This window comes from Nocardioides campestrisoli, from assembly GCF_013624435.2.
GTDB classification, from domain to species: Bacteria; Actinomycetota; Actinomycetes; order Propionibacteriales; family Nocardioidaceae; genus Nocardioides; species Nocardioides campestrisoli.
In genome coordinates, this window is record NZ_CP061768.1 from 583,947 (window position 1) to 598,290 (window position 14,344).

The following is a 14,344-nucleotide window of genomic DNA, read 5'->3' on the forward strand; positions in this document are numbered from 1 at the left end:
TCGTGGGGCCAGTGAGTCTCGGGGCGGGTGGGGGCGCGGAGGTGCCAGAGTGGACGCGTGACGGCGATCGAGCTCGACGCGGTGGTCAAGACGTTCGGCGCGGTGCGGGCGCTCGACGGGTTCGACCTGGAGGTGCGGACCGGGGAGGTGCACGGCTTCCTCGGGCCCAACGGGTCCGGCAAGTCGACCACGATGCGGGTGCTGCTGGGGCTGCTGCGGATCGACGCCGGGCGGGTCCGGCTGCTCGGCGGTGACCCGTGGAGCGAGGCCGCCACGCTGCACCGCCGGCTCGCCTACGTGCCCGGCGACGTCACGCTGTGGCCCAACCTGACCGGCGGCGAGGTGATCGACCTGCTGGGCCGGATGCGGGGCGGGCTCGACGAGCAGCGCCGCGCCGACCTGCTCGAGCGGTTCGCGCTGGACCCGACGCGGAAGGCGCGCACCTACTCCAAGGGCAACCGGCAGAAGGTCGCCCTGGTCGCGGCGCTGGCCTCGCGGGTCGAGCTCTACCTGCTCGACGAGCCCACCTCGGGGCTGGACCCGCTGATGGAGGCGGAGTTCCAGCGGGCCGTGCACGAGCTCCGGGCCGAGGGGGCCACCGTGCTGCTCTCCAGCCACGTCCTGGCCGAGGTGGAGGCGCTCTGCGACCGGGTCAGCATCATCCGGGCCGGGGCCACCGCGCTCACCGGCACGCTGGAGGACCTGCGTCACCTGACCCGCACCACCGTGGTCGCGCAGACCCGCGAGCCGGCCACCGCGCTCGACGGGCTGGCCGGTGTCCACCACGTACGCCGGGTGGGCGACCAGATCACCTTCGAGGTCGACTCCGACCGGGTCGGCGACGCGATGGCGCACCTCACCGCGCTGGGCCTCACCGCGCTGCAGGCCCACCCCCCGACGCTGGAGGAGCTCTTCCTCCAGCAGTACGGCGAGCGGCTGGAGCCGTGAGCGCCCTGACCGGCACCCGCCACCTGGTGTGGCTGGTGCTGCGCCGCGACCGGGTCCGGCTGCCGCTGTGGGTGGTCGGGCTGACCGCCATCACCGCCGTCTCGGCCAGGTCGGTGGCCGGGCTCTACGACACTCCGGTGAAGGTGGCCGGCTACGGCGTCACGGTCGAGGACAGCGCCGCGAGCCGACTCCTCAACGGCACGCCGTACGGCGTGGACACGATCGCCGGCATCACCGCCTACGAGGTGACCGCACTCTCCGGGGCGCTGGTGGCGCTGATGGCCATCTTCCTGGTGGTCCGCCACACCCGGGCGGAGGAGGAGTCCGGCGCGGCCGAGCTGTTGCGCAGCACGGTGCTGGGCCGGCACGCGGCCACCGCGGCGGCGCTGCTGGTCGCGGCGGCGGCCTCCCTCCTGGTCGGCCTGCTGGACGCCGCGGTGCTGGTCGCCGACGACCTGCCGACGGGCGGGTCGCTCCTGCACGGGGCGGCCGTGGCCGGGGTCGGGCTGGTCTTCACCGCCGTGGCTGCGGTGGCGGCCCAGGTGGCCTCCTCGGCCCGGGGCGCGCTGGGGCTGGCCATCGCCGTGGGCGCCGTGCTGTTCGTGGTCCGCGGGGTGGGTGCGGTGCGCAAGGACGCCCTGGTCTGGCTCTCCCCGTTCGGCTGGCAGGAGGGGGTGCGGGCCTACGCGGGTGACCGGTGGTGGCCGCTGCTCCTGCTGCTCGCCTGCACCGGCGTGCTGCTCGCGCTCGCCGGGCGGCTCACCGCCCACCGCGACTTCGGCGCCGGCCTGGTGCAGGCCCGGAGCGGCCGTCCGCGTGCCGGGGCGTGGCTCGGCGGACCGCTGGGCCTGGCCGAGCGGGTCCAGCGCGCGATGACGCTGGGCTGGGCTGTCGGCCTGTTCGCCGTGGGCTGTCTCTTCGGCGCGGTGGGCCGGGAGGTGGTCACCCTGGTGGAGTCCAACCCGGACATCGCCAGGGTCTTCGGTGCCCGGCTCGACGACGTGGTGCGGGGCTACTTCGCCTTCGTGATCTCGTTCCTCGGCGTGATCGTCTCCGCGTACGCCGTCGCCTCGGCGATGCGGCTGCCGCACGAGGAGAGCCAGGGCCGCGCCGAGATGGCGCTGGCCACCGGCGTCTCCCGCACCCGGTGGGCGCTGGCCCATGTGCTGGTCACGACGGTCGGCTCGCTGGTGGTGCTCACGCTGGTGGGGCTGGGGATGGCCGGGACCCACGCGCTGGTCTCGGGGGACGGCAGCCTGTTCTGGCCGGTGCTGGGCGGGTGCCTGGCCACCGCCCCGGCGGTGCTGCTGGTCGCGGCCACCGTGGTGCTGCTGCACGGGTGGCGTCCGCGCTGGGTGGCCCTGGCCTGGGCGGTCTTCGCCTTCGCCCTGCTCCAGTCCTACCTGGGGGACCTGCTCGACCTGCCCGACGCCGTCTCCTCGCTCTCCCCGTTCTGGCACCTGTCGATGCTGCCGGTGGACGACTGGGACCCGGTCCCCGCGCTGGTGGTCGGCGTCCTCGCGGTGCTGCTCGCGGCCGTGGGCCTGGTGGGGCTGCGCCGCCGCGACCTGGCGTCCTGAGACGGCATGCACAGCGTCCTGGGACGGCCGTACGCAGCGTCCTGAGATCGGCGCCGACGGACCCGGGCCCCGTCCACCCGCGTGTGTGAGACTGCGGGCATGGCGACCCACGGCCCCGGGAAGCGCGACGACACCGCCGACGTGGTGGTGGCGGCGGGCGCCGTGGTCACCAGGCGCGGCGGCGAGGTGCTGCTGGTGCACCGCCCGCGCTACGACGACTGGTCCTTCCCCAAGGGGAAGCTGGACCCGGGCGAGCACGTCACCGGCTGCGCGGTGCGCGAGGTGGAGGAGGAGACCGGGCTGCGGGTCCGGCTGGGGGTGCCGCTCCCGGTCCTGCGCTACCGCACCGGTGGCCGGGAGAAGGTCGTGCACTACTGGTGCGGGCGGGTGGTGGGCGACGACTCGGTCGAGGGACACCGCCGCGCCGACGAGATCGACGAGGCGGCCTGGGTCTCCTGGCGCGAGGCCGAGCGCCGGCTCAGCTACGACCGGGACCGCGAGGTCCTGGCGCACGCCCGCGAGCAGAAGCGGCGTACCCGGGCGCTGGTGGTGCTCCGGCACGCCCAGGCCCACCCCCGCAAGGCGTGGACCGGCGACGACCGCCGGCGCCCGCTGAGCCCCGAGGGCATCGAGGAGGCCAAGCGGCTGGTCCCGGTGCTGGCGGCCTACGACGTGACCCGGGTGGTCACCTCCAGCGCGACCCGGTGCGTGGACACCGTGGTCCCGTACGCCGCAGACCGGCTCGCCCTCGAGCTCACCGACGGGCTGACCGAGGAGGAGGCGACCGACCGGTCCGTGCTGGCCGTGGTCGACGACCTGCTCGAGGCTGACGAGGGTGCCGCGCTCTGCACCCACCGTCCGGTGCTGCCGAGCGTGCAGGACGCGCTCGAGCTGCCGGAGACCCGGCTGGAGAAGGCGGGTTTCCAGGTGGTGCACCACGCCGGGCGCCGGGTCGTCGCGGTCGAGGCGTACGACGCGCCCTGAACCGTCCTCCGGGCTGTCTCCGGGCGGCTTCCGGGCCGGCGGCGGCAGGTGCTGCGCAACCGATGAGGGACGTTCACCCGGCGTTCACCGACGCCGGGGAGTCTGGTCATCTGGGCGGGCTTCACTTCGAGAGTCAGCACAGTCCAAAGAACTCTCAGGAGACACGAAGTGATCAGCACTTCTCTGCGCCGCGCGGCCGTTCCCGGCATCGCGGCCCTGGCCCTGGCGCTCTCCGCCTGCGGCGCGGCCAACGAGCAGGCCACCGCCGACGGCGAGGGCGGCGGACTCTCCGGCACCCTCAACGGCGGCGGTGCCAGCTCGCAGGAAGCGGCCCAGAACGCCTGGCGCGCCGGCTTCCAGCAGGACAACCCCAACGTGACCGTCAACTACGACCCGACCGGTTCCGGCGGTGGCCGGGAGGGCTTCGTCTCCGGCGGCTTCGCGTTCGCCGGCTCCGACTCCTACCTCAACGACGACGACGGCGAGCTCACCGCGGCGACCGAGCGCTGCACTACGCCGCCGATCGAGATCCCCGACTACGTCTCCCCGATCGCGGTGATCTTCAACGTCGACGGCGTCGACGAGCTCAACCTGACGCCCGAGACGATCGCCGGGATCTTCAACAACGAGATCACCCGGTGGGACGACCCGGCGATCGCGGAGACCAACCCCGACGCCGACCTCCCGGACGCGGCGATCAGCGCGGTGCACCGCTCCGACGAGTCCGGCACCACCGGCAACTTCACCCACTACCTCTCGGTCGTGGCCCCCGACGCCTGGCCGCACGGCGAGGTCGAGGAGTGGCCGCTCAAGGCCGGCGAGGCGGCCAACCAGACCTCCGGCGTGGTCACGGCGGTGGGCAACGGCCGCAACAGCATCGGGTACGCCGACGCCAGCCAGGCCGGCGACCTGGGCCGGGCCAAGGTGCAGGTGGGCGACGACTTCGTCGGCCCGACAGCTGAGGCGGCCGCGAAGATCCTCGAGGTCTCCCCGCGGGTGAAGGACCGCGACCCGCACTCGATGGTCTTCGACCTCGACTACGAGACCGACGAGGCCGGGGTCTACCCGATCGTGCTGACCTCGTACCTGATGGCCTGCGGCACCTACGAGGACGCCGAGACCGCCGAGCTGGTCAAGGGCTACCTGACCTACATCCTCAGCGACGAGGGCCAGGCCACCGCCCAGGAGAACGCCGGTTCCGCGCCGCTGGCCCCGGCGCTGGCCGAGGAGGCCCAGGGCTACGTCGACGAGATCACCGCCGGCTGAGGCTCCGCGCCACCGCAGCACCCGCACGACGCGCAACAGACGCAGCACCCGCAACAGACGCAGCACCAGGAAGGAACCCCGTGTCCGTCTCTCCCGCCTCAGTCGCTCCCGCCCGGGTGCGGCGTACGGGCGATCTGGTCTTCGCGGGGCTCGCCAGGGCGGCCGGGATCCTCATCCTGGTCGCCCTCGCGGGCGTGGCGATCTTCCTCACGCTCGAAGGCGTGCCCGCGATCACCGCGCCGGCGAACCGGATCGGCGCCGACAACATCGTCGTCTACGTCTGGCCGTTGCTCTACGGCACGCTGCTGGCCGCCACGCTCGCGATCCTGGTCGCGGCCCCGCTGAGCATCGCCCTGGCGCTGGTCATCTCCCACTACGCGCCGCGGCGGCTGGCCCGGCCGATCGGCTACCTGATCGACCTGCTCGCCGCCGTGCCCTCGGTGGTCTACGGGCTCTGGGGGATCCAGTTCCTGGCCCCGCGGATCCTCCCGGTCTACGAGTGGCTGGCCGAGCACCTCGGGTGGCTGCCATTCTTCGAGGGCCCGGCCAACGGGCGCTCCATCCTCACGGCCAGCCTCGTGCTGGCCATCATGGCGTTGCCGATCATCACCGCGATCTGCCGCGAGATCTTCGCCCAGACGCCCACCCTCCACCAGGAGGCCGCGCTGGCGCTGGGCGCCACCCGCTGGGAGATGATCCGGATGACGGTCTTCCCCTACGCCCGCTCGGGGATGATCTCCGCGATCATGCTCGGCCTGGGCCGGGCGCTGGGGGAGACCATGGCGGTGGCCATGGTGCTCTCCGCGACCGGGGTGATCACCATCAACCTGATCTCCTCGGTGAACCCCTCGACCATCGCGGCCAACATCGCCCTCGGCTTCCCCGAGGCCTCCGGCCTGCGGGTCAACGTGCTGATCTTCTCCGGGCTGGTGCTCTTCGTGGTGACCTTCGTCGTCAACTTCCTCGCCCGGCTGATCGCCACGCGAGGCACCGTCAAGGGAGGTCGCTGAGATGGCGCGATCCACGCAGGTGCGCGAGCGCCGGGACCCGGCGACCCCGGCCGCCGGACCGGAGGCCGCCTCGTCGTCGGTCCCGCTGGCCCGCCCGCAGCTGCCCACGCAGGCGCCCCTGCTGACCGGCGTCCTCGCGGTCGCCGTGGGCGCGCTGCCGATGGTGGTGCTCGGCTGGGGCCTGGTGGCCGGCGTGCTGGTCGCCGTCATCGTCCAGCTCGTCGCCCTGCCCGTCTGGTCCGGCGCGGTGGAGGGACCGCGCAGGGCGAAGGACCGGCTGGCGACCTCGCTGATGTGGACCGCCTTCGGGGTCGCCATGGTGCCCCTGGTCAGCCTGCTGTGGCAGGTGATCGGGAACGGCGTCCCGGCGCTGTCCACGGAGTTCTTCACCTACTCCATGCGCAACGTCGTGGGGGAGGGCGGCGGTATCTACCACGCCCTGGTGGGCACGCTGATCGTCACCGGCTGGGCCGCGGCGATCTCGGTGCCGGTGGGCGTGATGGCCGCGATCTACCTGGTCGAGTACGGCCGGGGCACCCGGATGGCGCGGGTGATCACCTTCCTGGTCGACGTGATGACGGGCATCCCCTCGATCGTGGCCGGCCTGTTCGCCTACGCGCTCTTCGTGCTCTTCTTCGGGCCCGGCGTGCGGATGGGCTTCGGCGGCTCGGTGGCGCTCGCGGTGCTGATGACCCCGATCGTGGTCCGCTCGACCGAGGAGATGCTCAAGCTGGTGCCCGACGAGCTGCGCGAGGCGTCGTACGCCCTGGGCGTGGCGAAGTGGCGCACCGTGACCAAGGTCGTGCTGCCCACCGCGATGGGCGGCATCGTCACCGGCGTGATGCTCGCAGTGGCCCGGGTGGCGGGGGAGACCGCGCCGCTGCTGATCATCGCCGGCGACACCGACTCGGTGAACTTCAACGCCTTCTCCGAGCGGATGGCGACCCTGCCGGTCTACATCTACTACTCCTACATGCAGCCCGGGATCCCCCCGGAGTTCGGCCGTGAGCGCGCCTGGGGCGCCGCGCTGGTGCTCATCGCGCTGGTGATGGGCCTCAACCTGATCGCCCGCGCCGTCGGCAAGTACTTCGCCCCCAAGACCGGTCGCTGACCGAAGAAGAGAGAACAACCACTCATGGCCAAGAGCATCGACGTCTCCGACCTGAACATCTACTACGGCGACTTCCTCGCCGTGGAGGGCGTCAGCATGACGATCCGCGCGCGGGCCGTCACGGCGTTCATCGGTCCGTCGGGGTGCGGCAAGTCGACCTTCCTGCGCTCGCTCAACCGGATGCACGAGGTGATCCCCGGCGCCCGCGTCGAGGGCAAGGTCGTCGTCGACGGCCAGTCGCTCTACGACCCCGGCGTCGACCCGGTCGAGGTACGCCGCCAGATCGGCATGGTCTTCCAGCGCCCCAACCCGTTCCCGACGATGTCGATCTACGAGAACGTGCTGGCCGGCAACCGGCTCAACGCGCGGAAGATGAAGAAGGCCGAGGCCGACGAGATCGTCGAGCGCTCGCTGCGCGGGGCGAACCTGTGGAACGAGGTCAAGGACCGGCTCGGCAAGCCCGGCATGGGCCTCTCCGGCGGCCAGCAGCAGCGGCTGTGCATCGCCCGGGCGATCGCGGTGGAGCCCCAGGTGCTGCTGATGGACGAGCCGTGCTCGGCGCTCGACCCGATCTCGACCTCGGCGATCGAGGACCTGATCCACGAGCTCAAGACCGACTACACGATCGTGATCGTGACCCACAACATGCAGCAGGCCGCGCGGGTCTCCGACGAGACGGGCTTCTTCAACCTCAAGGCCACCGGGGAGCCCGGCCGGCTGGTCGAGTTCAACTCGACCCAGAAGATGTTCGCCAACCCCGACAACCCCTCCACGGAGGCCTACATCTCGGGGCGCTTCGGCTGACCCACCGCCCACTCGGCCCTCACAGCCACCACCGTCGCCGAGTCGCGCGTCAGCGCGGCACCTCGTCCGCCTAGGGTTGACCCATGCACACCCAGCCCGACCTGCCCACCCACGCGCAGCGGCTGGCAGCCACCCTGGTGCACACGTGGACCGCGTTCGGCACGGTCCTGGCGCTGCTGATGGTGCACTACGCCTACCAGGCCGAGGTCGAGATCGTCCTCTGGCTCTTCCTGGCCGCGATGGTCATCGACGGCACCGACGGGATGCTGGCGCGCTGGCTGCGGGTCAAGGAGGTGCTGCCCGGCTTCGACGGGGCGCTGCTCGACAACATCGTCGACTTCATCACCTACGTCTTCGCGCCGATGGTGCTGCTCTGGTCGTGCGGCTACCTGCCCGACGGCTGGCTGGGCGGGCTGAGCGCGGCGGTGCCGCTGATGGCCTCCTGCTACCAGTTCTGCCGCACCGACGCGAAGACCGACGACCACTTCTTCCTCGGCTTCCCCAGCTACTGGAACATCGTCGCCTTCTACGTCGTCGTGCTCGAGCTGTCGACGACCACGACGGCGGTGCTGCTCGGGGTGCTGGCGGTGCTGGTCTTCGTGCCGATCAAGTACGTCTACCCCTCCCGCACCCCGTTCCTGTGGGCGGTCAACATGACCCTGGCGACGCTCTGGTTGGGGCTGTACGGCGTCGTGGTCGCCGCGCTGCCCGACCCGTCCGCCTGGCTGATCGGGCTCTCGCTGGTCTACGTCGCCTACTACGTCGTCGCCAGCCTCTGGCTCACCGCGCGGACCGCGCGGCGTACCCATGTCGAGCGGAGCGCCGAGGCGCGCGAGGTCGCTCCCGTCTGAGGAGCCCCCTCCGGTCGTCCACCGGGTGCGGCACGGACCTGACCCGGATCGTCCCCCGGCCCTGCCGGACGGGACGCTCAGCCTCAGGGCAGGAAGAGGTGGGCGATCCAGTAGCAGATCGCGGCGACCAGCCCGGCCGCCGGGAAGGTGAGCACCCACGCGGCGAGGATCGACTTGGCCACGCCCCAGCGCACCGCGGAGAGCCGCTTGGTCGCGCCCACGCCCATCACCGCGGAGGTGATCGTGTGGGTCGTGGAGATCGGGGCCTCCCAGACGTACGCCGTGGTGTAGAGCACCGAGGCGGCCACCGACTCGGCGGCGAAGCCGCGCGGCGGGTCGAGGTGGATGATCCGGCGGCCCAGGGTGCGCATGATCCGCCAGCCGCCCGACCAGGTGCCCAGCGAGATCGCGCCGGCGGCGGCGACGATGACCCACAGGGGGAGGCCGTCGCCCTCGGAGACATAGCCGCCGGCCAGCAGCGCCAGGAAGATGACACCCATCGTCTTCTGCGCGTCCTGGAGCCCGTGGCCCAGGGCCATCGCGGCGGCGGAGACGGTCTGGGCGATCTTGAAGCCCCGGTTGGCCCTGGCGGGGTTGGCCTTGCGGGCGGCCCACATGATCCCGAGCATCACCACGAAGCCGAGGGTGAAGGCGACCAGGGGGGAGAGGATCATCGGGATCGCGACCTTGGCGACCACGGTGTCCCACTTGACGAAGGCACCCGCGGCCAGCGCCGCGCCCACCAGGCCGCCGATCAGGGCGTGCGAGGAGGAGGAGGGCAGGCCGAAGTACCAGGTGATCATGTTCCACGCGATGGCGCCCAGGAGGCCGGCCATCACGATGGTCAGGGCATGGCTGCCCAGCCCCGGATCGATCACGTCGGAGACGGTCTGGGCGACCTTCTGGCCGAGGAACGCGCCGACGAAGTTCATCACCGCGGCCATCCCGAGCGCGACCCGCGGCGTCAGGGCGCGGGTCGAGACCGAGGTGGCGATGGCGTTGGCGGCGTCGTGGAAACCGTTGGTGTAGTCGAAGACGAGGGCGACGACGACTACCGCGATGACGATCGCGAGCTCCATCGGGTCAGGACTCCTTGACGGCGATCTGCTCCACCGTGTTGGCCACCTTCTCGAACGCGTCGATGGCGCCCTCGAGGGACTCCACGACGTCCTTGAGCTTGAGCACGTCGAGCGCCTCGTACTGGCCGCTGAACAGGCTGGCCAGGATGCGCCGGTAGCTCTTGTCGCCGGTGTTCTCCAGGCGGTTGATCTCGATCCAGTAGTCGTCGAGGTCGGCCATCGACTTCAGCCGCGGCATCGCCTTGGCGGTCAGCTCGGCGCAGCGCTGGATGACCTCGACCTGCTTCGAGAGCTCCGAGGGCAGGTGAGTGACCTCGTAGAGCAGGATCAGGTCGACCGCCTCGTCCATCATGTCCATGATGTCGTCGAGGCCGGAGGCGAGGTCGTAGATGTCCTCGCGGTCGAACGGGGTGATGAACGTCGAGTTGACCCGGCGGATGATCGCGTGGGTCGTCTCGTCGGCACCGTGCTCGGCCTCGCGCATGCGCCGGGCCACGTCCTCACGGTCGGAACCGTCGGACAGCATCTCTGCCAGGATGTCGGCACCGCTCACGAGATGGGAGCCCATCTCGCTGAACAGGTCATAGAAGGAAGATTCGACGGGGCGAAACCTGAAACCCACGGACAACTCCTGGTGAGCAGGACGGGAACGCCGTCATGCTACGACCACGGTGTCCCGCGGACGCAACTCCGGGGGTGCCCTCGGAGGTCAGCGACGGCGGCGCTGGCGCTCGATCAGGGCTGCTTGGAGATCCACGTCACCCTCGTGGTGCCGCCACGTCCCGTCCGGGCCGAGCTCCCAGGCGCGGGTGCCCGGGTCGAAGGCCAGGTCGAGCACCGCGCCGAGCCGGTCCACGTTGGCCTGGTCCGGCACCCGGACCAGGACCTCGACCCGTCGGTCGAGGTTGCGGTGCATCATGTCCGCCGAGCCGATCCAGACCTTGGGGTCGCCGCCGTTGTCGAACCAGAAGACCCGGCTGTGCTCCAGGAACCGCCCCAGCACCGAGCGCACCTCGATCGTCTCGGACAGGCCGGGCACCCCGGGCCGCAACGCACAGATGCCGCGGACCAGCAGCTGGACCGGCACCCCCTCCTGCGAGGCCAGGTAGAGGGCGTCGATCACCGCCTCGTCGACCACCGAGTTGGCCTTGAACCGGATCCGCGCCGGCAGCCCGGCCCGGTGCTGGGCGATCTCGGCGTGGATCTGCGCGATCAGTCCCTCCCGCACCGAGAGCGGGGCGACCAGGAGGGTCTCGTAGGTGGCGTTGCGGGAGATCCCGGAGAGGTTGTTGAACAGGTTGGCGACGTCCTCGCCGATCGCGTCGTCGCGGGTCAGCAGCCCGAGGTCCTCGTAGCTCCGCGCGGTCTTGGGGTTGTAGTTGCCCGTGCCGACGTGCGTGTAGCGGCGGATCCCCTCCGGCTCCTCGCGGACCACCATCGCCAGCTTGGCGTGGGTCTTCAGGCCCAGCACGCCGTAGACCACGTGGCAGCCGGCCTGCTCCAGCTTGCGCGCCCACCGGATGTTGGCCTGCTCGTCGAAGCGCGCCTTGATCTCCACGATCACCAGCACCTGCTTGCCCGCCTCGGCGGCGTCGACCAGGGCGTCGATGATGGGGGAGTCCCCCGACGTGCGGTAGAGCGTCTGCTTGATCGCCAGCACGTGCGGGTCGGCCGCGGCCTGCTCGAGGAACCGCTGCACCGAGGTGGCGAAGGAGTCGTACGGGTGGTGGAGCAGCACCTGGTGCCGGCGTACGGCGTCGAAGACGTCCACCGGGTGCGAGGACTCGACCTCGGCCAGGAGCGGGTGGGTGGTGGGCACGAACGCGGGGTACTGCAGGTCCTCGCGCGGCAGGTCGGCGATGTCCTGCAGCCCGCGCAGGTCGAGCGGGCTGGGCAGCCGGAAGACCTCCCGGGGGTCGATGCCGAGCTCGGTGATCAGCAGGTCGCGCATCCGCGCGTCCATCGTCTCCTCGACCTCGAGGCGCACCGGCGGGCCGAACTTGCGGCGCAGCAGCTCCTTCTCCAGCGCCTTGAGCAGGTTCTCCGCGTCGTCCTCCTCGACCTCGAGGTCCTCGTTGCGGGTCACCCGGAACAGGTGCGAGCCGACGACCTCCATGCCGGGGAAGAGCCGTTTGAGGTGTTCGCGGATCACGTCCTCCAACGGCACGAAGCGCTGGTTTCCCAGCGGCACGAACCGGTGGAAGATCGGCGGCACCTTGACCCGGGCGAAGTGCTCGGAGCCGGTCACCGGGTTGCGCACGATCACCGCGAGGTTGAGGGAGAGCCCGGAGATGTAGGGGAACGGGTGGGCGGGGTCCACCGCGAGCGGGGTGAGCACCGGGAAGATGCGCTCCTTGAAGATCCGCTTGCAGTAGCGCTGCTCGTCGCGGGTCAGGCTGGACCAGCGGACCAGCTCGATCCCCTCCTCGCGCAGGGCGGGGATGAGCTCGTCGAGGAAGACCCGCGCCTGGCGCTGCATCAGCTCCCCGGCCTCGCGCGAGACCAGCTCGAGCACCTCGCGGGGCAGCAGCCCCGAGGCGGCGCGGACCGCGACGCCGGCGGCGATCCGCCGCTTGAGCCCGGCGACCCGGACCATGAAGAACTCGTCGAGGTTGCTGGTGAAGATCGCCAGGAACCGGGCCCGCTCCAGCAGCGGGACCGAGGGGTCCTCGGCCAGCTCGAGCACCCGCTGGTTGAAGCGCAGCCAGGAGAGCTCGCGGTCCAGGAACCGGTCGGGATGGGCCGCCACCGCCTCCATGATCGCCTCGTCGGGCGTGTACGGCGGCTCCACGTCGAAGGTGTCGGACGGGTGGGCGAGCGGGTCGAGGCCGCTGGGACCCTCGTCCTTGGGCGCCCCGACGACGCTGGGAAGCGCCGAGCTCGATGAGGTTCCGGACATGTCGGCCAGTGTGGCACCGCCCGGTGAACACCGGGTGTCCCTCAGGTGGCCGCGCGGCCGGCCCGGGGTGAGTCCATCTGCGGCCCACGCCCCGTGACACGAGCGGGCGCGGTCCCTAGCCTGGCCGCCATGACTGCACCGCCGGCGAGTCCCGCGTCCGACCGTGCACGTCCGCTCGTCCCCAGGCGCTACCGGCAGGACCCGCGGTGGTCCGAGAAGGTCGCCGCCCCGCTGCGGCTGGTCGCCGGGCCGGGGGCCAAGCCCTCGCCGCGGGACGTCGTCCGGCTCCAGGAGGGGTTGTGGCGCCGCGACGAGCCGGGCGCGGCGCTGGTGGAGGCGATCCGCCAGGAGCGGAGCGTCACGATGCGGCAGGTCTCCGAGGCGCTGGCGGACGCGGGGCGGGGCGGGACGGACGCCGAGGCCCCGGAGCGGACTCCGGAGCCGCTGCGGGACTTCCTCCGCGTCCTGGACCCGCGGCCGGCGTGGGTGGACGACGACCTGCTCGACCGCGGGGCCCGGGCCTGCCGGCGCTTCGGCGTCGACGGGCTGCGGGTGCTGGGCGTGGGGTCGCTGCTCGGCGGCTACCGGACGGCGGCCGCGCTCGAGCCGCTCGTGCGCACCGGCCGGCTCGGCGGCCCGGACGCGGACCGGCGGATCGCCGAGACCAGCGCGTGGTGGCTGGCGGTGACCGCCCCCGGCGGCCTGGCCCCGGGAGCCGAGGGGTGGCGCCTGTCGGTCCACGTGCGGGTGATGCACGCGATGGTCAACGACCAGCTCGAGCGCGCCGACGACTGGGACTGGGAGCTGCGCGGCACCCCGATCAACCAGTACGACCAGGCCAGCACGCTCGGCGTCTTCAGCACCAGCTTCCTGCTGCACGCCCGGCTCATGGGCCACCGGGTCTCCCGGCGCGACGGGGACGCGGTGATGCACCTGTGGTCCTACGTCGGCTGGCTGATGGGGGTCGAGGAGGAGTGGCTGCCGCGGACCGAGCGGATCGGCCGCCGCCTGCTCTACCGGTTCCTCGCCGGCGACCCGCCACCGGACCAGAACACCCTGGACCTCGCGCGGGCCCTCATCGACTCCTTCGACACCCCCGAGCGAGGACCGCTGGCCGCCCGGTGGGAGCGTGAGCGGGTGCTGAGCAACGCGACCGGGCTGCTCGGTCCGGGCGCCATGCGCGACCTGGGGCTGCCGGTGCGCCCGCCGTGGTTCACCCTGTGGCGGACGGCGGTCAACGTGCCGCTCACCCACGGGCTCGGTCGGGTCCCCGGCACCGGCGGCCTGCTGCTGCGCCGCGGCAACGCCTCGATCCGTCGCGAGCTGGCCCGACTGGGCCAGGACGCCTCCGCGGTCTAGCGCGGCTCAGCGTTCGAGCAGCACCGTGAACGGTCCGTCGTTGACCGACTCCACCAGCATGTCGGCCCCGAAGACACCCTTCTCCACGTGCGCGCCGAGCGCGACCAGCTCGCCGCAGAGCTCGTCGTACACCGGCTCGCTGACCGGACCGGGCGCGGCCGCCGCCCAGGTGGGCCGGCGGCCCTTGCTCGCGTCGCCGTACAGGGTGAACTGGCTGACCACCAGGACGGGCGCGTCCAGCTCGGAGGCGGAGCGCTCCTCGGGGAGGATCCGCAGGCCCCAGATCTTCCGGGCCATCCAGGAGACCTCGGCGGGGCCGTCGTCGTGGGTGACGCCGAGGTAGACCAGCAGCCCGGGTCGGGAGAGCCGGCCGACGACCTTCCCGTCGACGGTCACCGAGGCCGAGCTGACACGTTGGACCACTGCGCGCACGGCCTCAGTGAAACACCCCGG

General features: G+C 72.0%; 13 protein-coding genes. 9 read left to right on the top strand and 4 right to left on the bottom strand.

Annotated features, from left to right (window positions below):
• Positions 1–57 precede the first annotated feature (57 nt).
• The 8 genes from H8838_RS02850 to H8838_RS02885 all read left to right on the top strand — a co-directional run bounded on the left by H8838_RS02850 (position 58) and on the right by H8838_RS02885 (position 8,554).
• On the top strand, positions 58–948 hold the full coding sequence (locus H8838_RS02850) for an ABC transporter ATP-binding protein (RefSeq protein WP_185995224.1): 891 nt from the start codon (positions 58–60) through the stop codon (positions 946–948).
• Complete coding sequence (locus H8838_RS02855; protein ID WP_185995223.1) at positions 945–2,528, top strand: ABC transporter permease; 1,584 nt, start codon at positions 945–947, stop codon at positions 2,526–2,528. The genes H8838_RS02850 and H8838_RS02855 overlap by 4 nt, the downstream gene beginning before the upstream one ends.
• A gap of 99 nt (positions 2,529–2,627) precedes the next feature.
• Positions 2,628–3,512: an NUDIX hydrolase gene (locus H8838_RS02860; RefSeq protein WP_181309570.1), complete on the top strand. Its 885-nt coding sequence runs from the start codon at positions 2,628–2,630 to the stop codon at positions 3,510–3,512.
• Between the two features lie 168 nt (positions 3,513–3,680).
• Positions 3,681–4,778, top strand: coding sequence for a phosphate ABC transporter substrate-binding protein PstS (locus H8838_RS02865; RefSeq protein ID WP_185995222.1), 1,098 nt, complete (start codon positions 3,681–3,683; stop codon positions 4,776–4,778).
• A gap of 80 nt (positions 4,779–4,858) precedes the next feature.
• Positions 4,859–5,788: a phosphate ABC transporter permease subunit PstC gene (gene pstC / locus H8838_RS02870; RefSeq protein ID WP_181309568.1), complete on the top strand. Its 930-nt coding sequence runs from the start codon at positions 4,859–4,861 to the stop codon at positions 5,786–5,788.
• Between the two features lies 1 nt (position 5,789).
• Positions 5,790–6,899: a phosphate ABC transporter permease PstA gene (gene pstA, locus H8838_RS02875; protein ID WP_185995221.1), complete on the top strand. Its 1,110-nt coding sequence runs from the start codon at positions 5,790–5,792 to the stop codon at positions 6,897–6,899.
• 24 nt (positions 6,900–6,923) lie between these two features.
• Positions 6,924–7,703 carry a phosphate ABC transporter ATP-binding protein PstB gene (gene pstB, locus H8838_RS02880; RefSeq protein WP_181309566.1) on the top strand — a complete coding sequence of 260 codons (780 nt, stop codon included), beginning with the start codon at positions 6,924–6,926 and terminating at the stop codon, positions 7,701–7,703.
• 83 nt (positions 7,704–7,786) lie between these two features.
• On the top strand, positions 7,787–8,554 hold the full coding sequence (locus H8838_RS02885; protein WP_181309565.1) for a CDP-alcohol phosphatidyltransferase family protein: 768 nt from the start codon (positions 7,787–7,789) through the stop codon (positions 8,552–8,554).
• A gap of 83 nt (positions 8,555–8,637) precedes the next feature.
• Here the strand turns inward: H8838_RS02885 and H8838_RS02890 are convergent, their stop codons facing one another.
• The 3 genes from H8838_RS02890 to H8838_RS02900 form a co-directional block, all read right to left on the bottom strand.
• Positions 8,638–9,633, bottom strand: a complete 996-nt coding sequence (locus H8838_RS02890) for an inorganic phosphate transporter (RefSeq protein ID WP_181309564.1) — start codon at positions 9,631–9,633, stop codon at positions 8,638–8,640.
• 4 nt (positions 9,634–9,637) lie between these two features.
• Positions 9,638–10,255, bottom strand: coding sequence for a DUF47 domain-containing protein (locus H8838_RS02895; protein ID WP_181309563.1), 618 nt, complete (start codon positions 10,253–10,255; stop codon positions 9,638–9,640).
• 87 nt (positions 10,256–10,342) lie between these two features.
• The gene (locus H8838_RS02900; protein ID WP_219923912.1) at positions 10,343–12,391 is read right to left on the bottom strand and encodes an RNA degradosome polyphosphate kinase; all 2,049 of its coding nucleotides are present in this window, start codon (positions 12,389–12,391) and stop codon (positions 10,343–10,345) included.
• A gap of 270 nt (positions 12,392–12,661) precedes the next feature.
• On the opposite strand from H8838_RS02900, the gene H8838_RS02905 reads away from it, so the two are divergent.
• The gene (locus H8838_RS02905) at positions 12,662–13,891 is read left to right on the top strand and encodes an oxygenase MpaB family protein (protein WP_185995220.1); all 1,230 of its coding nucleotides are present in this window, start codon (positions 12,662–12,664) and stop codon (positions 13,889–13,891) included.
• 6 nt (positions 13,892–13,897) lie between these two features.
• On the opposite strand, the gene dtd is transcribed toward H8838_RS02905, so the two are convergent.
• Complete coding sequence (gene dtd / locus H8838_RS02910; protein ID WP_185995219.1) at positions 13,898–14,323, bottom strand: D-aminoacyl-tRNA deacylase; 426 nt, start codon at positions 14,321–14,323, stop codon at positions 13,898–13,900.
• Positions 14,324–14,344 lie beyond the last annotated feature (21 nt).